At 73.6% G+C, this 18702-nt stretch carries 18 protein-coding genes; 10 read left to right on the top strand and 8 right to left on the bottom strand.

The annotated features are described in order from the left end of the window. Window positions 1–658: 658 nt before the first annotated feature. The gene (locus tag SYYSPA8_RS17475) at window positions 659–1798 is read left to right on the top strand and encodes a DUF5937 family protein (RefSeq protein ID WP_323448110.1); all 1140 of its coding nucleotides are present in this window, start codon (window positions 659–661) and stop codon (window positions 1796–1798) included. A gap of 39 nt (window positions 1799–1837) precedes the next feature. Here the strand turns inward: SYYSPA8_RS17475 and SYYSPA8_RS17470 are convergent, their stop codons facing one another. Then, a complete protein-coding gene (locus SYYSPA8_RS17470) occupies window positions 1838–2515 on the bottom strand; it encodes a response regulator transcription factor (protein ID WP_323448109.1) in 678 nt (225 codons plus the stop codon). 52 nt (window positions 2516–2567) lie between these two features. Further along, on the bottom strand, window positions 2568–3761 hold the full coding sequence (locus SYYSPA8_RS17465) for a sensor histidine kinase (protein WP_323448108.1): 1194 nt from the start codon (window positions 3759–3761) through the stop codon (window positions 2568–2570). Window positions 3762–3903: 142 nt separating this feature from the next. Here SYYSPA8_RS17465 and SYYSPA8_RS17460 point away from each other — a divergent pair, with 142 nt between their 5' ends. Continuing rightward, entirely contained in the window at window positions 3904–4911 is a 1008-nt protein-coding gene (locus tag SYYSPA8_RS17460; protein ID WP_323448107.1) for an SAM-dependent methyltransferase, read from the top strand. A 103-nt stretch (window positions 4912–5014) separates the two neighbouring features. Next, window positions 5015–6157, top strand: coding sequence for an NADH-quinone oxidoreductase subunit D (locus SYYSPA8_RS17455; protein ID WP_323448106.1), 1143 nt, complete (start codon window positions 5015–5017; stop codon window positions 6155–6157). Between the two features lie 77 nt (window positions 6158–6234). On the opposite strand, the gene SYYSPA8_RS17450 is transcribed toward SYYSPA8_RS17455, so the two are convergent. From SYYSPA8_RS17450 to SYYSPA8_RS17435, 4 genes are all read right to left on the bottom strand, one after another. Continuing rightward, on the bottom strand, window positions 6235–7722 hold the full coding sequence (locus tag SYYSPA8_RS17450; protein WP_323448105.1) for a hypothetical protein: 1488 nt from the start codon (window positions 7720–7722) through the stop codon (window positions 6235–6237). 157 nt (window positions 7723–7879) lie between these two features. Then, complete coding sequence (locus SYYSPA8_RS17445; protein ID WP_323448163.1) at window positions 7880–8887, bottom strand: ABC transporter substrate-binding protein; 1008 nt, start codon at window positions 8885–8887, stop codon at window positions 7880–7882. 81 nt (window positions 8888–8968) lie between these two features. Continuing rightward, window positions 8969–9658 (bottom strand): ABC transporter permease, encoded by a 690-nt coding sequence (locus SYYSPA8_RS17440; RefSeq protein WP_323448104.1) that lies wholly within the window; start codon window positions 9656–9658, stop codon window positions 8969–8971. Next, window positions 9658–10359 (bottom strand): ABC transporter permease, encoded by a 702-nt coding sequence (locus SYYSPA8_RS17435; RefSeq protein WP_323448103.1) that lies wholly within the window; start codon window positions 10357–10359, stop codon window positions 9658–9660. Before SYYSPA8_RS17435 ends, SYYSPA8_RS17440 begins: the two co-directional genes overlap by 1 nt. 128 nt (window positions 10360–10487) lie before the next feature. Between SYYSPA8_RS17435 and SYYSPA8_RS17430 the strand changes: the two genes are divergently transcribed. Next, a complete protein-coding gene (locus SYYSPA8_RS17430) occupies window positions 10488–11636 on the top strand; it encodes an ABC transporter ATP-binding protein (protein WP_323448102.1) in 1149 nt (382 codons plus the stop codon). A gap of 16 nt (window positions 11637–11652) precedes the next feature. Here the strand turns inward: SYYSPA8_RS17430 and SYYSPA8_RS17425 are convergent, their stop codons facing one another. Next, window positions 11653–12768, bottom strand: coding sequence for an alpha/beta hydrolase (locus tag SYYSPA8_RS17425; protein ID WP_323448101.1), 1116 nt, complete (start codon window positions 12766–12768; stop codon window positions 11653–11655). A gap of 263 nt (window positions 12769–13031) precedes the next feature. Between SYYSPA8_RS17425 and SYYSPA8_RS17420 the strand changes: the two genes are divergently transcribed. From SYYSPA8_RS17420 to SYYSPA8_RS17395, 6 genes are all read left to right on the top strand, one after another. Further along, window positions 13032–14897, top strand: a complete 1866-nt coding sequence (locus tag SYYSPA8_RS17420) for a phosphatidylglycerol lysyltransferase domain-containing protein (RefSeq protein ID WP_323448100.1) — start codon at window positions 13032–13034, stop codon at window positions 14895–14897. A gap of 60 nt (window positions 14898–14957) precedes the next feature. Further along, window positions 14958–15797: a dihydropteroate synthase gene (folP, locus tag SYYSPA8_RS17415; protein ID WP_323448099.1), complete on the top strand. Its 840-nt coding sequence runs from the start codon at window positions 14958–14960 to the stop codon at window positions 15795–15797. After that, window positions 15794–16246, top strand: a complete 453-nt coding sequence (locus SYYSPA8_RS17410; protein ID WP_323448098.1) for a nuclear transport factor 2 family protein — start codon at window positions 15794–15796, stop codon at window positions 16244–16246. The genes folP and SYYSPA8_RS17410 overlap by 4 nt, the downstream gene beginning before the upstream one ends. Window positions 16247–16493: 247 nt before the next feature. Continuing rightward, on the top strand, window positions 16494–16853 hold the full coding sequence (gene folB / locus SYYSPA8_RS17405) for a dihydroneopterin aldolase (protein WP_323448097.1): 360 nt from the start codon (window positions 16494–16496) through the stop codon (window positions 16851–16853). Next, a complete protein-coding gene (gene folK / locus SYYSPA8_RS17400; protein ID WP_323448096.1) occupies window positions 16850–17437 on the top strand; it encodes a 2-amino-4-hydroxy-6-hydroxymethyldihydropteridine diphosphokinase in 588 nt (195 codons plus the stop codon). Before folB ends, folK begins: the two co-directional genes overlap by 4 nt. 49 nt (window positions 17438–17486) lie before the next feature. Then, on the top strand, window positions 17487–17981 hold the full coding sequence (locus tag SYYSPA8_RS17395; protein WP_323448095.1) for a DUF3180 domain-containing protein: 495 nt from the start codon (window positions 17487–17489) through the stop codon (window positions 17979–17981). Window positions 17982–18016: 35 nt separating this feature from the next. Here SYYSPA8_RS17395 and folE read toward each other — a convergent pair whose 3' ends face one another. Continuing rightward, window positions 18017–18622 (bottom strand): GTP cyclohydrolase I FolE, encoded by a 606-nt coding sequence (folE, locus tag SYYSPA8_RS17390; RefSeq protein WP_323448094.1) that lies wholly within the window; start codon window positions 18620–18622, stop codon window positions 18017–18019. Window positions 18623–18702: the final 80 nt, after the last annotated feature.

Genomic DNA, 18702 nt, shown 5'->3' with positions numbered 1-18702 from the left:
GACGACGACCCGAGCAATTCCAGCCGGTCCGGCGATTGAGGACGGACCGGCACCCTGCCCCGCCGCACAGGCGAAGCACCCCGCAGTGTGCGGGCCCGTGTCGGGGACCAGTCCCCGAACCCCTGCGCCTCAAACGCCGGCGGGGCTGAATTTTGCCCAGGTCGCCGCAGGGGCGGACAGGCCCCCGGGCACATGGCATGTGCGGCCCCGTGTCGAGGGCCAGCCCCCGAGCCCCCGCGCCTCAAACGCCGGCGAGGCTGGATTTTGCTCGGGTCGACCCGGCCCGGGTGGTGGTGCGGGTTGGCGGGGCCTCCGGGCTCACCTCCTCGGGGTCGGCGAGCGTACTCACCAAGTCCTGTGCGGGTCCGCCTCCGCCGATCCCCTGCGGGGGCGACCCTGCACCCCCACCCACGCAGCAAGCGAAGGCGGACCCTACCCCCGGCGGGGGGAAAGACAGGTGCGGGACCCCGTACCAACACGGGCCGGACAGCCGGGACCCCGGACGAGCGCGGCGTCCTCGTACCGACGCAGGTCGGGCAGCGCAAGGCCGAACCCGTACAGGCGCGGGACCCCGTACCGACACGGGTCGGACACCGCGAGGCCCCCCTCGGGGGAAAACGGGTGTCCCGGGTGGTGGCCCGGGAGACAGGATGGGGGCGTGAGCGTCACCATCGATATCCGCGGGCTGCCCCCCGACCGCATCGCCTTCGAGGTCTCCCCCCTCGCCGAGCTGGGCGTCGCCCTGCACGCGCTCGCCGAGCCCGCGCACCATCCGGGGCTGCACGGCTGGGCGACGGCCACGGCCGCCGGGCTGAAGCCGGATCTGGCGGAGCGGCTGTGCGAGGCGGATTTTCTCTGGCGGTCGACGTTCTCCGATGTGTTCATGCCGTTCGCCGGGCTGCCGGCGGGGGCGGTGCCCGCCGGGGGCCCGGGTGCGCACGGTCCGCGGACGCTCGCCGGGGATCTCGATCTGCTCGATCTGCTCGATGACGACCGTTTCGTGTCGGCGGCGCTGGAGTTCACGTGCGGCGCCACGTACGCGGAGGGCGGGCCCTCGGCGCTGACGGACCCGGGGCGCCGGGACCGGGCGCTGGAGCTGGCCGCGCACCGGGGTCCGCAGCAGCTGGATTTCACGCGGCGGCTGCTGCGGGAGCCGGGGTCGGTGCGGGCCTGGGTGCGGCGGCTGTTCGAGGACTGTGACCGGGCGTTCTTCGCGGACACCTGGGCGCGGACCGCGCCCCAGCTCGCGGCCGACGCCCGGCACAAGACGGAGCTGTTGCGCCGCAGGGGTCTGGCGGAGGCGTTGCACGCGGTGTCGCCGTCGCTGACGGTGGACGAGGAGGGGGCCCGGATCCACGCCGACAAGATGGCGGAGGGCCGGACCACGGCCGTGGATCCGGCGGTCGGTGCCGGGCTGACGCTGGTGCCGTCGAGTTTCGGCTGGCCGCATCTGATGATCCTGCATGCCCCGGGGTGGCAGCCGGTGATCCACTATCCGGTGGCGGCGCCCGCGCTGCCGGGTCCGGCCACGGTGGATGTGCTCCGGCGGCGGATGGAGGCGCTGGCGCACCCGATGCGGATGCGGCTGTGCCGGAGTCTGGCCCGTGCCCCGTACACGACGAGTGAGCTGGCGGAGGCGTACGGGATCACCGCGCCGGAGGTCTCGCGCCATCTGGGGGTGCTGAAGCGGGCGGGTCTGGTGACGACGCGCCGGCGCGGCCGGTATGTGCTGCACCAGCTGGATGTGGGTCCGGTGGCGCGGCTGGGCAGCGATTTCCTGGAGACGGTGCTGCGCTGACCCCCCAAGCCCCCGAAGCCCCCAAAGCCCCCGGCAGGGTCAGCGCTGCGGGCCGCCGCCGGCCCGCACCAGGCCGGTCTCGTACGCGAGGACCACGACCTGGACCCGGTCGCGGAGGTTCAGTTTGGTGAGGATCCGTCCCACGTGGGTCTTCACGGTGGCCTCGGAGAGCACCAGCCGCCCGGCGATCTCCCCGTTCGAGAGGCCCTGGGCGACGAGCATCATCACTTCGCGTTCGCGTTCGGTGAGCCGGTCGACGTCCTTGTTGCGGGGCTCGGGGCCGCCGCTCGGGAGCATCGGGGAGAAGCGGTCGAGGAGCCGGCGGGTGGTGGAGGGGGCGACGACCGCGTCGCCGCTGTGCACGGAGCGGATCGCCGCCAGGAGTTCCCCGGGCGGTACGTCCTTGAGCATGAAGCCGCTGGCGCCCGCCTTCAGCCCGGAGAAGGCGTATTCGTCCAGGTCGAAGGTGGTGAGGATGAGGACCTTGGGCGGGTTCTGCTGGGCGCAGATCCGCCGGGTGGCCTCGACGCCGTCGAGCCGGGGCATGCGGACGTCCATCAGGACCACGTCGACGGCCGTCGACCGGAGCAGTTCGATGGCCTCGGCGCCGTCCCCGGCCTCCGCGACGACCTCCATGTCCGGCTGGGCGGCGAGCACCATGCGGAATCCGGTGCGCAGCAGCACCTGGTCGTCCACGAGCATCACCTTGATGGACATGTCAGCCGGTCCTCTTCTCTCGGGGTGCGGGTCTGTCGGGGACGGTACGGGGTCACGCGGGTTTGAGGGGGAGCAGGGCGCTGATGCGGAAGCCGCCCCCGGGCCGGGGCCCGGCGTCGAGCGTGCCGCCGACCATACCGACCCGCTCCCGCATGCCGATCAGCCCGTGGCCGCTGCCGTCGGCGCCGCCGTCCTCGTACAGCTCGTGTGCGGAGCCGCGCCCGTCGTCCTCGACCAGCAGGCCGAGCCCGTCGTCGAAGTAGACGAGCCGGACGCTGGCGCCGACCTGGGGCCCGCCGTGCTTGCGGGTGTTGGTCAGTGCCTCCTGCACGATCCGGTACGCGGTCAGCTCGACCCCGCTGGGCAGCGGGCGCGGGGTGCCCTCGATCCGGAAGTCGACGGTGGTGCCCGCCTTGCGCACCTGTTCGACGAGGTCCTCGATCTGCTGCACATCGGGCTGGGGGACGTACTCGCCGGTCTCGGGGCCGTCGCCGGTGCGCAGCACCCCGAGCAGGCGGCGCATCTCGGCGAGGGCCTGGCGGCCGGTGGTGGAGATCGTCTCCAGGGCCTTCCTGGCCTGGTCGGGGGCGGCCTCCAGGACATAGGCGGCGCCGTCGGCCTGGACGACCATCACGGAGACGTTGTGGGCGACCACGTCGTGCAGCTCCCGGGCGATCCGGGCGCGTTCGGCGGCGACGGCGACCTTGGCCTGGGCCTCGCGCTCCTTCTCCAGCTGGAGCGCGCGCTCCTCCAGCTGGGCGAAGTAGGCGCGCCGGGTCCTGATCGAGTCGCCGAGGACCCAGGCGAGGACGAACGGCACGATCAGGATGACCACCAGGAAGATCCGGGTGCCGAGGGTCAGCTCCTCCGTCGGCCAGGTCAGCTGGGAGACGGGGGCGGCGGCGATACCGGCGGTCAGGGCGAGCCGGCGGGCCCAGCGGGGGGTGTCGTGGGCGGCGACCGTGTAGATGATCGCCAGCATGGCCAGGTCGCCGGGGTACATCTGGATGCCCGCGACCAGCTGGACCAGGCCCAGCGCGACGGTCAGGAGCAGCATCTTCTCCGGCATGCGGCGGCGCAGGGCCACCACGGCGCCGAAGCCCAGGGACAGGGGCACGCCGACCCAGCCCGCCTGGTACTGGGTCACCGTGGACAGTTCCAGCAGGGCGACCGCCAGGAGCACGACACCCCAGAAGGTGTCGGTCCCTGTCGGGTGTCTGCGGACGAAGTCATAGACGCGATGCACGTAACCCAGCGTAGGGAAAGGTGGCAGCCGCCGGGGTCAGCCGTCAGGGCGATCCCCGGGGCGGCGGCATACTCCCCAAGGTGGAGACCTCCGGGCGGGCCGGGGGCGTGGATGTGGCGGCGCGGTGAATACGGTGACCTCGATGAACGTGGTGAACGGCGGTTCAGGAGCCGGCATCGGGAACGCCGGGGAGGCGGACGGGTCCGGTGCGTGGCGGGGGTGGCGGGAGGCGACCGCGGCCGCCCTGTACGGACCGGACGGCTTCTACCGGCGCCCCGAGGGCCCGGCGGGCCACTTCCGTACGTCGGTGCACGCGTCGCCGCTGTTCGCCGGGGCCGTCGCCCGGCTGCTGCGGGAGACGGCCGGGCGGCTGGGCGCCGGCGCGGGCCCGGTGGCCCTCGTGGACGTGGGCGCGGGCCGGGGCGAGCTGCTGACGGGGGTGCTGGCGGCGCTGCCCCCCGGTTTCCCGGTCCGGGCGTACGCGGTCGAACGCGCGGACCGGCCCGCCGGCCTGGACGAACGCATCGTCTGGACGGACGAGCCCCCGCGCGGGGTCAGCGGGCTGCTCTTCGCCAACGAGTGGCTGGACAACGTGCCCGCCGACGTCGTGGAGATGGACGGGGACGGGGTGGTGCGCCGGGTGCTGGTGCGCCGGGACGGTACGGAGCGGCCGGGCCCGCCGGTCGACGGCGCGGACGCGGCCTGGCTGGAGCGCTGGTGGCCGCTGGCGGGGCCGGGGGCACGGGCGGAGATCGGGCGGCCCCGGGACGAGGCGTGGGCGGCGGCGGTGGACACGCTGCGGGCGGGGCTCGCGGTGGCCGTGGACTACGCCCATCGCGCCGGGGACCGGCCCTTCGGCGGCACGCTGACCGGCTTCCGGGCGGGGCGCGAGGTCCGGCCGGTGCCGGACGGGAGCTGCGACATCACCGCGCATGTGGCGCTGGACTCCGCGCTGCTGCCCGGGGGGACGCTGACCACCCAGCGGGACGAGCTGCGCGCCCTCGGGGTCACCGGGGAGCGGCCGCCGCTGGCGCTGGCCTCGGCGGATCCGGCAGGGTACGTGCGCGCGCTCGCGGCGGCGGGCGAGGCGGCGGAGCTGACCGCCCGGGGCGGCCTGGGGGACTTCCTGTGGCTGCGGCAGCCGAAGTGAGCCCCGCCGCGGCGGAGCAGCGGCTGCGGCAGCCGAGGCGGACCCGTACCGCAGCCCGCCGCCCCCTCCGCCGGCCGGTCCCGGCCCGGGGGATACTGGCCGCATGACGGAGACGACGTTCGGCATCGGCGGCGCGGCGGAGAGCACCGACATGGTGCTCAACATCGGCCCCCAGCACCCCTCCACCCACGGCGTGCTCCGCCTCCGCCTGGTGCTCGACGGCGAGGTGATCCAGCACGCCGAACCCGTCGTCGGCTATATGCACCGGGGCGCGGAGAAGCTGTTCGAGGCCCGTGACTACCGCCAGATCGTGATGCTGGCCAACCGCCACGACTGGCTCTCCGCCTTCTCCAACGAGCTGGGCGTCGTCATGGCCGTCGAGCGGATGCTCGGCATGGAGGTCCCCGAGCGGGCGGTGTGGATCCGTACCCTGCTCGCCGAGTTGAACCGGATCCTCAACCATCTGATGTTCCTCGGCTCCTACCCGCTGGAGCTGGGCGGCATCACCCCCGTCTTCCACGCCTTCCGGGAGCGCGAGGTACTCCAGAACGTCATGGAGGAGGTCTCCGGCGGCCGGATGCACTACATGTTCAATCGCGTCGGCGGGTTGAAGGAGGACCTTCCGGCGGGGTGGCTGGGCCGGGTCCGGCACGCCGTGTCCGAGGTCCGCTCCCGGATGGACGTGTACGACCGGCTGGTGCTCGGCAACGAGATCTTCCGGGGCCGGACCCGCGCGGTCGGGGTGCTGCCGGCCGCGGCCGTCCACGCGTACGGCGTCAGCGGGCCCATCGCCCGCGCCTCCGGGGTCGATTTCGACCTGCGGCGGGACGAGCCGTATCTCGCGTACGGGGAGCTGGGCGACACCCTGAAGGTGGTCACCCGTGCCGAGGGGGACTGCCTGGCCCGGTTCGAGGTGCTGCTCGACCAGTCGCACAACGCGCTGGACCTGGCGGACGCCTGCCTGGACCGGCTCGCGGAGCTGCCGCCGGGGCCCGTCAACCAGCGGCTGCCCAAGGTGCTCAAGGCCCCCGAGGGCCACACCTACGCCTGGACCGAGAACCCGCTCGGGATCAACGGCTACTACCTGGTCTCCAAGGGCGAGAAGACCCCGTACCGGCTGAAACTGCGCTCAGCGTCGTACAACAACATCCAGGCGCTGGCCGAGCTGCTGCCGGGGACGCAGGTGGCGGACATGGTGGCGATCCTGGGGTCGCTCTTCTTCGTCGTCGGCGACATCGACAAGTAGCGGCCCATCCACCGCATGGCGAAGGCCCCCGGGGAGCGTTCCCCGGGGGCCTTCGCCATGCGGTGGATGGGCCGGTCTCAGGAGCTGACGGCGTTCCGCAGCTCGCCGAGGTCCAGCTTCTCGGTCTCGTCGTGGGCGGTCAGGTCGATGACGTCCCCGGCGGCGCCCCGCGCGGTGTCGTCGGCGGCCGGGCCGTCCTGCGGGGCCGGCTGCGGAGCGGTCTGCTCCGCGGCCGCCGGCGCCGGCGGACGGGCCGGGCCGGGCGCGGCCTTGCGCTCGGTGCGCCGGGCGTGCTTCGGGGCCGCCGGCTCGCGGCCGTTCTTCCGCCGGGCCACCGCTCCGGCCTGCTGCTCGGCCAGGGCCTCCGCGCCGACGACATCGGCGAGGTCTTCCTCCTGCACGGCCTCGATGGCCGTGCGGGCCCGCTCCGGGACGGCGACCTGCCCGGTGTGGTTGCCGAAGAAGTCGAAGTTCCCCTCGGGCCGGGCGCCCGCGCGGCGGGGGCCGTAGGGAACGATCGCGGCGGCAGCGGCGGACGCCGAGGACCCGGAGGGCCCGGCGGACCCTGCGGCCTTGTCTGCGGACGGGGTCGGCTGCGGGAGCTGTGCGGACGGTACGGGCGTGGCGACCGCGGTCGTGACGGGCGCGGCGGCGGGGACGGCGGGGGTCGCGGGGGCGGCGGGGGTGGCGGGGACGGTGGTGTGCACGGACGCGGTGGCGGGCGGGACCGGAGGCGTGGCCTTCGGGGCGGTGGCCGGGGCGGGCACGCTGTCCGGCCGGGGAGCCGCGGCGGGCCGGGGCACGGAGGCCCCCGGCGCGTCGGCGGGCGCCGGGGCGCCACCGCCCCTCGGCGGCTGCCCGGGACCCGGGTCCGCCGGCTTCGGCAGGGCCGGGGCCGGGGCCGGTCCGGCGGTCACCGCCGGGCGGGCGGCCGGCTCGGCGGGCCGGGCCGCGGGCAGTGCCCCGGGCCGTCCGCCGGGTCGTACCGGCTCCCCCGGGGCGCCGACCGGCGCGGCCGGAGCACCGATCCGCTGTCCGGCGGCGTTGCGGGACAGGTTCTCCAGCGCGCGGGCGGCCTGGAGGTAGCGGGCCGGGGTCGGGGTGGAGCCGGCGGCGGGCAGTGCCTTCGGCGCGCCCCCGCCCGCTTTCGCGATTGTGTTCGCACCCGGGCTCGCGTCGACCTCAAGTTGACGACGGTCCTCCAGCACGCTGGCCCGGTCGGTCTCGGCGGTCGCGTACCGGCGGAGCAGAGCGGCGTGCTCGCCCCGCAGTCCGGCCAGCTCCACCCGTTTGGCGCGCAGTTTGGCCTCCAGCCTGGTGCGCGCCTCCCGGAATTCCTCGGCGGTGTTCTCCAGCTCGGCGATGCGCTCCTCGGCCCGCCAGGCGTCGCTGGCCCGGCCCCGGGTCAGATCGGCGACCTGACGGCCCGCCGAGCGGTCCCAACGGCGCATCAGAACGGCGCCGGTGACGGCCGTGGCGGCGGATACGGTGACCAGGGCCTGGAGCAGGACCGGTTCCGTCAGCAGCCACGAGCCGGTGGCGCACACCACCGCAACTCCGGCCACCGCTGAGGGCGGAAGCAGCCTGTGCAGGGGCGGTGAATGACGATGGCGTCCACGTGGCATGGCCAGAAATTTACCGTGCGAACAAGCCGAAGGGGATATCGACCCGGCACTTGTACGCAAGTCGCGTCGAACCGGTCGGGCTATCCGACAGCCATTCCTACTTCTTGAGCAGCCCCCTGGAGTCCAGATACTCCTTGGCCACGTCCTTGGGCTTGGCCCGTTCGGCATCGACCTTACGGTTCAACTCGGCGAGGTCGTCGGTGGTCAGCGCCTGTGTCAGCCGGTCGAGTGCACTCGCTATCCGGGTGTCGCCGGCGTCCTTCGCATTGACGACGGGCAGGACGTTGTCCGCGTTCTGGAGCTTCTTGTCGTCGGCGAGGAAGACCAGCCCTTCGATGACGGCGTCGGTCGTGGTCGTCAGCACCAGGTGCGCCGCGCCGTCCCTGACGGCCTGTTTGGACTGCGGTGTGCCGACGCCCTTGGCGTCGATCCCGGTGACGTCGATGCCGTAGGTGGCCTTGAGGCCGGGCGCGCAGAACGGCCTGACGGCGCACTCGTCGCCTGCCGCGACCTTGACCTTCAGGCCCGATTCGCCAAGGTCCGAAAGACTCTTCAGGTTGTTCTTCTCCGCGAATTCCCGGCTCACCGCGAACGCGTTCTGATCGACCGCCTTCCCGGCCGGAAGCACCTTCAGTCCACGCGGTTCCGCGAGCTTGGAGAGTGCGGCGACGGTGGCGTTCACATCACTGGAGGCGACCGGCTTCCGCTCCGGCGCCTCGGGCCCGTTCACCTTCGCATTGAGAAATTCCGCGAGGGTGGCGGCATATTCGGGTACGACGTCGATCTCGCCCTTCTCCAGGGACGGCTCGTACAGTTCGCGGTTCTTCACGGTGGTGATGGACGTCCGGTAGCCGGCGTCGGAGAGCACCCCCGCGTACAGCTCGGCGAGGATCCTGGACTCGGTGAAGGAGGCGGAGCCGACGACGAGGGAGCCCTTCTCGTCCGATCCGCCGCCGGAGCCCCCCGACTTCTCCAGGCTGTCGCCGCCGCACGCGGCGAGGGTGGCGGTCAGCGCCGTCGCGGCCAGTACCGCCCCGGCGGCCCGTACGGACCGCCGGTGGTGAGGGGCGCCGCCGGGCCGGGTGGTATCACCGGTCGTCAGCATGGTCTTGGGCATCAGCTGCTCCGTCCAGAGGGTTCGCATGAGGGTGGTCCGGGTGGTCCGGGGCGTGGGCGTGGCGCCGGTTCAGGAGGTCGCGCGCCGGGCGGCGGCGACCCGCCGGCGGGGGTCGAGCAGCCGGTCGGCGACGACGAGCACGGCCTCGACCAGCAGCGCCAGCACCGCGGCGAGCAGCGCGCCGGCCACCACCTGGGGCGTGTTGAGGGTGTTGAAGCCGGCCGTGATGATGCGGCCGAGGCCGCCCTGTCCGACCATGGAGGCGATGGTGGCGGTGGCGACGACCTGCACGGCGGCCGACCGCACCCCGGTCATCACCAGCGGGTGGGCGAGCGGCAGCTCGACCCGGAGGAAGACCTGCCGGCCGGACATGCCCATGCCGCGCGCGGCCTCGACCACGGCCCGGTCCACCTCCCGCATCCCGACATAGGCGTTGGTGAGGACGGGCGGGATCGCGAAGAGCACCAGGGCGATGACGGTCGGCGTCTGGCCGGCGGTCCGCAGCGGGGTGAGCATCAGCAGCGCGAGGACCGCGAAGACCGGGATCGCCCGCCCCACGTTGGAGAGGTTGACGGCGAGGGCGCCCCCCTTGCCGATGTGCCCGAGCCAGAGCGCGAGCGGCAGCGCGATCGCGCAGGCCAGGCCGAGGGCGACCCCGCTGACGTACACATGCTCGCCGAGCCGGTGCCACACCCCGCTCTCGCCCGCCCAGTTGGACCCGGTGGCGAGCCAGGTCCAGGCGTCGGCCAGTACCCCCATCAGACGGCCTCCCCGGCCCGGCGTATTCGGGTCCACGGCGTCAGCAGCCGCTGGAGCCCGAGGAGCAGCAGATCGGCGACGACGGCGAGCAGCACGCAGAGCACGGACGCGGTGAGCACCTGTGCCTTGAAGGTGGTCTGCACGCCCTCGTCGATGAGGTCGCCGAGCCCGCCCCGGCCGATGAGCGCGCCGACCGTGGTCAGCGCGACGGTGGAGACGGTGGCCATCCGCACGCCCGCCATCAGCGCGGGCAGCGCGAGCGGCAGCTCGACCTCCCAGAGGATCCTGACCGGCCCGTATCCCATGCCGCGGGCGGCCTCGCGGGCCTCGTCGGGCACGGCGGCGAGCCCGGCCAGGATGTTCCGTACGAGGATGGTGAGGGAGTAGAGCACCAGGCCGGTGACGACGAGCGCGGCGGAGAGCCCGAAGAGGGGCAGCAGCAGCGAGAACATCGCCAGGGACGGGATCGTGTAGAGCAAAGTGGTCAGCCCGAGCAGGGGCCCGGCGAAGGCGGGCCGCGCGCGGGCCAGCAGCGCCAGCGGCAGGGCGACGGCCACGCCGATCAGCACGGAGACGACGGTGATCCACAGATGCTCGACGGTGGCGTCGGTCAGCTCCGGTGCACGGGTGCGCAGATATTCGCCGCAGATCCAGTCATTGGCCGTCAGACAGTTCTCCGTCACGGCCGCGCGTGTACTCATCTCCCCCCGCCTCCCCGTACATTCCGACCATATGTCTGGTGACCTTAACCTGAGCCACTGACAGTCGGCGGTATCCGCCACAGGCGCGCAACACGGCCTTCACACATCACCCACCACAAGGGGGAGTCATGATCCGCTTCGAGCACGTCACCAAGCGATATCCGGACGGCACGACCGCGGTCGACGATCTGTCGTTCGAGGTCGCCCGGGGTGAGCTGGTCACTCTGGTCGGGCCGTCGGGCTGTGGCAAAACGACGACGATGAAAATGGTCAACCGGCTGATCGAGCCCACCAGCGGCCGGATATCCGTGGACGGCGAGGACATCTCCGGGGCCGACCCCGTCGAGCTGCGCCGCCGGATCGGCTATGTCATCCAGCAGGTCGGCCTGTTCCCGCACAAGACGGTGCTGGAGAACACGGCGACCGTCCCCCATCTCCTCGGCTGGAAGCGCTCCCGGGCCCGGGAGCGGGCGGCCGAACTCCTCGAACTCGTCGGCCTGGACCCCGCCGTCCACGGCTCCCGCTATCCGGAGCAGCTCTCCGGCGGCCAGCGCCAGCGCGTCGGTGTGGCCCGCGCGCTCGCCGCCGACCCGCCCGTCCTGCTGATGGACGAGCCCTTCGGCGCGGTCGACCCCGTCGTCCGCGAGCACCTCCAGAACGAGTTCCTGCGGCTGCGGGCCCGGCTCGGCACGACGGTGCTGCTGGTCACCCACGACATCGAGGAGGCCGTCCGGCTCGGGGACCGGATCGCCGTCTACGGCCAGGGCCGGATCGAGCAGTTCGACGCGCCCGCCGCGGTGCTGGGGACGCCCGCGACCCCGTACGTGGCCGATTTCGTGGGGGCGGACCGTGGCCTGAAGCGGCTGTCGGTCACCCCCATCGAGGAGAGCGACCTCGAACAGCCCCCCGTCGTCCGGCTCGGCGACACCCTCCCCCGGGAGCTGGGCGCCCGCTGGGCGGTGGTCCTCGACGAGGCGGGCGATCTGCACGGCTGGATCTCCGCCGAGCAGGCCCGCGAGCGGGGCACGGTCCGGGAGCACGCCCGCCGGATGGACGCCTGGCTGCCCCTGGGCTCCTCGCTCAAGCAGGCGTTCTCGACCATGCTCCAGCACGACGCCGGCTGGATCGCGGTGATCGACGCGGAGGGCGCGGGACAGTTCCTCGGGGTGCTGACCCCGGCCCGGCTGCACGAGGCGCTGCGCCGGTCCATCGACGCCGACGCCCAGGCCATCGCCCGTGCGGAGGTCTCCCTGGAGTCGATCGCGTCCACGGGCTGAGAAGGTCCCCGGCTGCTCAGGAGGCGTGCAGCCGCCCGCTCAGCCACTCCAGGGCGGGCGGCACCTCCCGTCCCCAGGTGTTGAAGTTGTGGCCGCCGGTGTCGAGGATGATCGAGGAGACCCGGGCCGGCGGCCGTACCTTCTTGATGAACTCCACGGTCTCGTCCAGGTTGTCCTCGCCCTTGCGGGAGCTGGTCACCAGGAACGACGAGCCCTTGGGCTGCGGCAGCCGGTCCAGGCTCCACAGCAGGTCGGCCCGGTTCCGCGCGGCCTGGTCGCCGTGGAAGAGGTCGCCGGTGGTCCGGTCCTCGGCCGCCCGGTAGTACGCGGAGAGCCCGGCGCCCGCCGCGTAGCGGTCCGGATGGTGGTACGCGATCTTCAGCGCGCAGTAGCCGCCGGTCGAGTTGCCGATGATCCCCCAGCCGCGCGCGTCCCGGGCGACCCGGTAGGCGGCCGTGACCGCCGCCGGCAGGTCCTCGCCGATGAAGGTCTCCGCCTGCGGCCCGCCGGGGATGTCGACGCACTCGGTGTCCCGGGGCGGCGCCACCGTCGAGCGCAGCATCACCAGCACCATGGGCTGCATCCGCCCCTGCCTCACCTTGGCGAAGGCGGTCTGCGGGTACTTCAGCCCTTTGATCAGGTTCTCCGCCGTCCCCGGGTAGCCGGTCATCGCCACCGTCACGGGGAAGACGCGGTCGCGGTGCTCGGGCCGGAAGTACTCCGGCGGCAGATAGACGTACGCCGGGACGGTGAGCCCGGAGTCCGCGCCCGCCACCGCGACCTTGTGGATCTGGCCGCCCCGCTCCGGCCGGGAGCCGCCCTCGACAGGTGCCTTGCGGCGTTCCAGGACCGTCAGTCCGCCCTTCCCGGCCGGGTGGTCGACCACCACGCCCGGCTCGTCCTCCCGGCCCAGCAGGTCCGACCAGGAGCCGTAGAACAAAAAGGCGTTGTTCGCGAGCAGCCCCACCGAGACGATGATCGCCAGCTGGGTGGTGAGCAGCAGCCCGATCCGCCCCGTGACCGCCCGCCAGGTCCGCCGGGCCAGCCGGGGCCAGAGCCAGACGGTCGCGGCGAACAGCGCGACGGCCGCCCCGAGGGCCGTGGCGAGGACAGAACCACTGGTCAGGTCCATGGATCCGGCATACTCCCGTTCTCGCGTGTGCTCCGGCTCCCCCGGATGCCCGCATCATCAAAATCCTAGGATTTCCCGATTTTGGACGACGGAGTAAACCCGCCGTCCCCGGGCCACGTCTAGGACAACGCACAGCGCCCCCGTGTCACCTGACCGCGGCCTTGGGCGGGGACAGGTCGAGGAGCACACGGGAAGCGATGTCCGACACGGTGAACACGGTAGATGCAGTAGCCAAGAAAGATCAGGAAATATCCCCACCCCCGATGCCTGCTCCCCGCCGTGCGGCGGAGGCGGTACGCCGCACCGGGCGGGCGGTGCTCCGGGCGCTGCGGCACCCCCGGCCCGGTGCCGTCCCCGCGTGGGCCGCCCGGGCCTGCGCCCTCGCCGGACTGGTCGTCGTCGTGACGGGCCTCCTCCCCGCGCTCCGCGACAGCGGGGTGTACGAGGCGGCCACGCTGCTGCCCGGCACCACCGGGCCGTTCCCCGCCGCCCTCCCACCGGCGGCTGGCGTGCTGCTGCTCGTCCTCGCCCACGGCCTCAAACGCGGCAAGCGCCGGGCCTGGCGGGCCGCCGTCGCCGTACTCCCGCTGGGGGCCGCCGGCCAGCTCCTCCACCACGACTCCGCCGCCGGCGCGGTGCTCGCGCTCGCCGCCCTGGCGCTGCTGCTGGCCCACCGGCGGCACTTCGCCGCCCTGCCCGACCCGCGCACCCGCCGCACCGCTCCGGCCGCCCTCGTCCTGCTGGCCGTCGCCTCCCTCGGCCTCGGCCTCGCCGTCGTCGCCGCCCACTCCGCCGCGCCGCGCGGCGAACACGGCCTCGGCGACCTGCTCAAGCACGTGGTGTACGGGCTCGTGGGCGTCGAAGGCCCCCTCCACCACGGCGGCGGCACGGACACCGCCGTCGCCTCCTGCCTGGGGGCCCTCGGCCTGCTCACCGCCCTGACCACGGCCCTGCTCACGCTGCGGACCGAACGCCCGGCGGCCCGGCTCGCCGAGGACGACGAGCTGCGGCTGCGCGCCCTGCTGGAGCGGCACGGCGAGCGGGACTCCCTCGGCCACTTCGCGCTCCGCCGCGACAAGGCCGCCGTCTTCTCCCCCAGCGGCAAGGCCGCCGTCTCCTACCGGGTGGTCTCGGGCGTGATGCTCGCGAGCGGCGACCCGATCGGCGACATCGAGGCCTGGCCCGGCGCGATCGAACGCTTCATGGCCGAGGCCCGCGCCCACGCCTGGACCCCCGCCGTCATGGGCTGCTCGCTGCGCGGCGGCGAGGTGTGGACCCGGGAGACCGGCCTGGACGCCCTGGAGCTGGGCGACGAGGCCGTCGTCGACGTCGCCGGCTTCTCGCTCGGCGGGCGGGCCATGCGCAACGTGCGCCAGATGGTCAACCGGATCGAGCGGGGCGGCTGCACCACCCGGGTGCGCCGGGTCCGCGACCTCGGCCCCGGCGAGCTGGACCGGATCCGCCGCGCCGCCGCCGACTGGCGGGGCACCCCGAACGAGCGCGGCTTCTCCATGGCGCTGGGCCGCATCGGCGACCCGGCGGACGGCGACGCGGTCGTCGCCACCGCCCACCAGGCCCCCGAACCGGGCGCCCCCGCCCCGTACGGCGATCTGAAGGCGGTGCTCCACTTCGTCCCCTGGGGCGGCGACGGCATGTCCCTGGAACTGATGCGGCGGGACCGGGCCGCCGACCCCGGTCTCAACGAGCTGCTGATCGTCGCCGCGCTGAAGGCCGCGCCCGCGCTGGGCGTCTCCCGCGTCTCGCTGAACTTCGCGATGTTCCGCGCCGCGCTCGCCCGGGGCGAGCGGCTCGGCGCCGGGCCGGTGCTCCGGCTCTGGCGCGGGCTGCTGATCTTCCTCTCCCGCTGGTTCCAGATCGAGTCGCTGTACAAGTTCAACGCCAAGTTCCGGCCGGGCTGGGAGCCCCGGTTCGTGGTCTTCCCCGGCGCCCTGGACCTGCCCAGGATCGCGCTGGCCGCGATGCGCGCCGAGGGCTTCCTCGACCTGGAGCTGCCCCGTCCGCTCGCCGGCCGCCGGCGGAGGCGGCCGCCCCGGCCCTGTCCCCATGTGGTGCCGCTGCCGGAGAAGCCCCCGGCCGGAGCCGCCCGGCAGGCCGTGCCCGCCGCGTAGCGCCCGCCCCCGGTCCGGGGGCGGGCCGCGCCTGTCGGTGGACGGCCCTACGCTGGGCGTATGAGGACGTTGAGCGGGTTGCCGGAGTGGGATCACTGCGGGGTCATGGGGGTCGTCAATGTGACACCCGACTCCTTCTCGGACGGCGGACGCTGGTTCGACACCACCGCCGCGATCAAACGCGGGCTCGACCTGGTCGCCGACGGCGCCGATCTGGTGGACGTCGGCGGCGAGTCCACCCGCCCCGGCGCCAGCCGGGTGGACGAGGAGGAGGAGCTGCGCCGGGTCGTCCCCGTGGTGCGCGGCCTCGCCGCCGAGGGCGTCGCCGTCTCCGTCGACACCATGCGCGCCACCGTGGCCGCCCGCGCCGTCGAAGCGGGCGCCGTCCTGGTCAACGATGTGAGCGGCGGCCTCGCCGACCCGCGGATGGTGCCCGCCGTCGCCGCCGCCGAGGTCCCGTTCGTGGTGATGCACTGGCGCGGCTTCAGCGCGGACATGAACAGCCGCGCGGTCTACGGGGACGTGGTCGCCGAGGTCATGTCCGAGCTGCGGACCAGGATGGAGGCCGTGGTCGACGGCGGGATCGCGCCCGAGCGGATCGTGCTGGACCCGGGTCTCGGCTTCGCCAAGGACGCCTCCCACGACCTCGCCCTCGTCGCCCACATGCGCGACTTCCACGCCCTGGGCCGGCCGCTGCTGATCGCCGCGTCCCGCAAGCGTTTCCTCGGCCGGGTCCTCGCGAAGGACGGCACCCCGCCCAGGGCCCGCGAGCGGGACGCCGCCACCGCCGCCGTCTCCGCGATCGTCGCCCACGAGGGCGCCTGGGCCGTCCGGGTGCACGAGGTACGGGCCACGGCGGACGCCGTGCGGGTCGCGCGGGCCGTCGGGGCCGCGCGGTGAGCGGGAGCGACATCGAGGAGGTCGAGGCGGCCAACACCGCCTTCTACGAGACGATGGAGCGCGGCGACTTCGACACGCTCTCCGGGCTCTGGCTGGACGACGAGATCTCCTGCGTCCACCCCGGGTGGCCGGTGCTCTCCGGCCGGGGCGAGGTGCTGCGCTCCTACGCCCTGATCATGGCGAACACGGAGTACATCCAGTTCTTCCTGACCGATGTGAAGGTCGCCGTCGCCGGTGACACCGCGCTGGTCACCTGCACGGAGAACATCCTCAGCGGCGGCCCCGCCGAGGCCGCCGGGGAGCTGGGGCCGCTGATGGGCCAGCTGGTCGTCGCCACGAATGTGTTCCGCCGCACACCCGACGGCTGGCGGATCTGGTCCCACCACGGCTCCCCCGTGCTGACGGAGAGCGACGACGAGGGCGAGCAGGACGAGGAAAGCCCCGCGTAGCGCGGGAATCCCCGGCGTGGGCCGGAGCGCGGGACGGCGCACCGGGGCACGGCCGGGTTTGACCGGCGCGGCCCGGGGCAGGGGCGGATCCCGGACGGTTTGACCGGGGGAGCGGCGGGACACCGCCCCCCTCGGGCGGGCGGCGTCGGTGCCCGCAGGTAGATTCGCATGGACGCGCCGGGTGCGTACGTACGTACACGTACCGCCCGCCGAGCCCGTCGGACGAACGAGAGCAGGAGTGATTCGCGTGGATCGTGTCGCGCTGCGCGGCCTCAAGGCCCGTGGGCACCATGGTGTCTTCCCCCGGGAGCGCGAGGAGGGCCAGACCTTCATCGTGGACCTGGTGCTCGGTCTGGACACCCGTCCCGCCGCGGCCGACGACGACCTGGCGAAGACCGTGCACTACGGCGTGGTGGCCGAGGAGGTCGTCGCCGTCGTCGAGGGCGAGCCGGTGGACCTGATCGAGACGCTGGCCGAGCGGATCGCCGGGATCTGCCTCAAGCACGACGGCGTCCAGGAGGTGGAGGTGGTGGTGCACAAGCCGGACGCGCCGATCACCGTCCCCTTCGACGACGTGACCGTCACGATCACCCGGAGGCGGGCATGAGCGACCCCACGGTGCAGCCCGTCCACCCGTCCGTCGTCGCCCAGGTCGACGCGGCCGACGTGACCCTCTCCAACCCCCGGGTCGCGGTCCTCTCCCTCGGCTCCAACCTGGGCAACCGGCTGGAGACGATCCAGGGCGCCGTCGACGCCCTGGAGGACACCCCGGGCGTCCGGGTCAAGGGCGTCTCGCCGGTGTACGAGACGGACCCGTGGGGCGTCGAGCCCGGCTCCCAGCCCGCGTACTTCAACGCGGTCGTGGTGCTGAAGACGACGCTGCCGCCCGATTCGCTCCTGGAGCGGGCCCAGGCCGTCGAGGAGGCGTTCGACCGGGTGCGCACGGAGCGCTGGGGTCCGCGCACGATCGACGTCGACATCGTGACCTACGCGGGCATCGTCTCGGACGATCCCCGGCTCACCCTGCCGCACCCCCGGGCGCACGAGCGGGCCTTCGTCCTGGTGCCCTGGCACGATCTGGACCCGGCCGCGGAGCTGGTGGGCCACGGCCCGGTCGCCGCCCTGCTGGCCGGTCTCGACCGCAGCGGCGTACGGCCCCGTACCGACCTGGAACTCCGGCTGCCCGAGTAGTCGTTAGGCTCATGGTCCACACAGGGTGACGGAAGGACGGCGGCGGTCCGTGAAGCAACTACGGCTCGGGGTACTGGCCGGTCTCTTCGCCGGGGCGGGCGTGCTGTCCTGGGCGGGCGCACGGCTGTGGGAGTCGTTCGGCACGCTGCCGAGCGTGCCGCTGGCCGCGCCGATCGTGCTCGCCGCCATCGCGGCGGTGCTCTCCGCGACGGCGCTGTCGCTGCGCGCCCGGCTCAGGGCCCAGCGGGAGCGCCGGCCGGGCGCCAAGGGCGTGGAGCCGCTGATGGCGGCCCGCGCGGTGGTCTTCGGCCAGGCGAGCGCGCTGGTCGCCGCCCTGGTGAGCGGGGTGTACGGGGGCGTGGGCGTGGTCCTGCTGGGCTCCCTGGACCTGCCCGTCCGCCGGGACCAGGCGATCTACGCGGGCTTCTCGGTGCTCGCCGGGGCCGCCGTCATCGCCGCCGCCCTCTTCCTGGAGCGCGTCTGCCGGCTCCCGGACGACCCGGACACCTCCCGCCCCGAGGGCACCGGCCCCGCCCACGCCTAGGTCCTCTGCGGGCGGGACTCGGGGCCCTGGACGTCTCAGCGGGCGAGGATGAGGCTCATCGCCTCCGCGCGGGTGGTGGCGTCCCGCAGCTGGCCCCGGACGGCCGATGTGGTGGTCTTCGCGCCGGGCTTGCGGATGCCGCGCACCGACATGCACATGTGCTCGGCCTCGATGACCACGATGGCGCCCCGCGCGTCCAGGATCCGCATCAGGGAGTCCGCGACCTGCGTCGTCAGCCGCTCCTGCACCTGCGGGCGGCGCGCGAACACCTCCACCAGCCGGGCCAGCTTCGACAGCCCGGTGATCTTCCCGGAGTCGGCCGGGATGTAGCCGACGTGCGCCACGCCGTGGAACGGCAGCAGATGGTGCTCGCACAGGCTCACGATCTCGATGTCCTTCACCAGGACCATTTCGTCGTGCCCCAGGTCGAACGTGGTGGTGAGCACGTCCTCGGGCTGCTGGCGCAGACCGGCCAGCAGCTCCCGGTAGGCGCGGGCCACCCGCGCCGGGGTCTCCCGGAGCCCCTCCCGGTCCGGGTCCTCCCCCACGGCTATCAGCAGCTCGCGAACGGCGTTCTCGGCACGCTTCTCGTCGAACTCACCGATCGTGCCCTCGCCGTCCAGCGTCACCGGGTCCGTCATCGTGTGCCTCGTTCCTGTCGCTCTGCGTCCACGGCGCAGAAATGCCGCGTCCCCCCAGGCTAGAACCTGGGGGGACGCGG

It is taken from the genome of Streptomyces yaizuensis, from assembly GCF_034961445.1.
Classification (GTDB): Bacteria; Actinomycetota; Actinomycetes; order Streptomycetales; family Streptomycetaceae; genus Streptomyces; species Streptomyces yaizuensis.
This window is presented reverse-complemented; position numbering and strand designations above follow the sequence as displayed.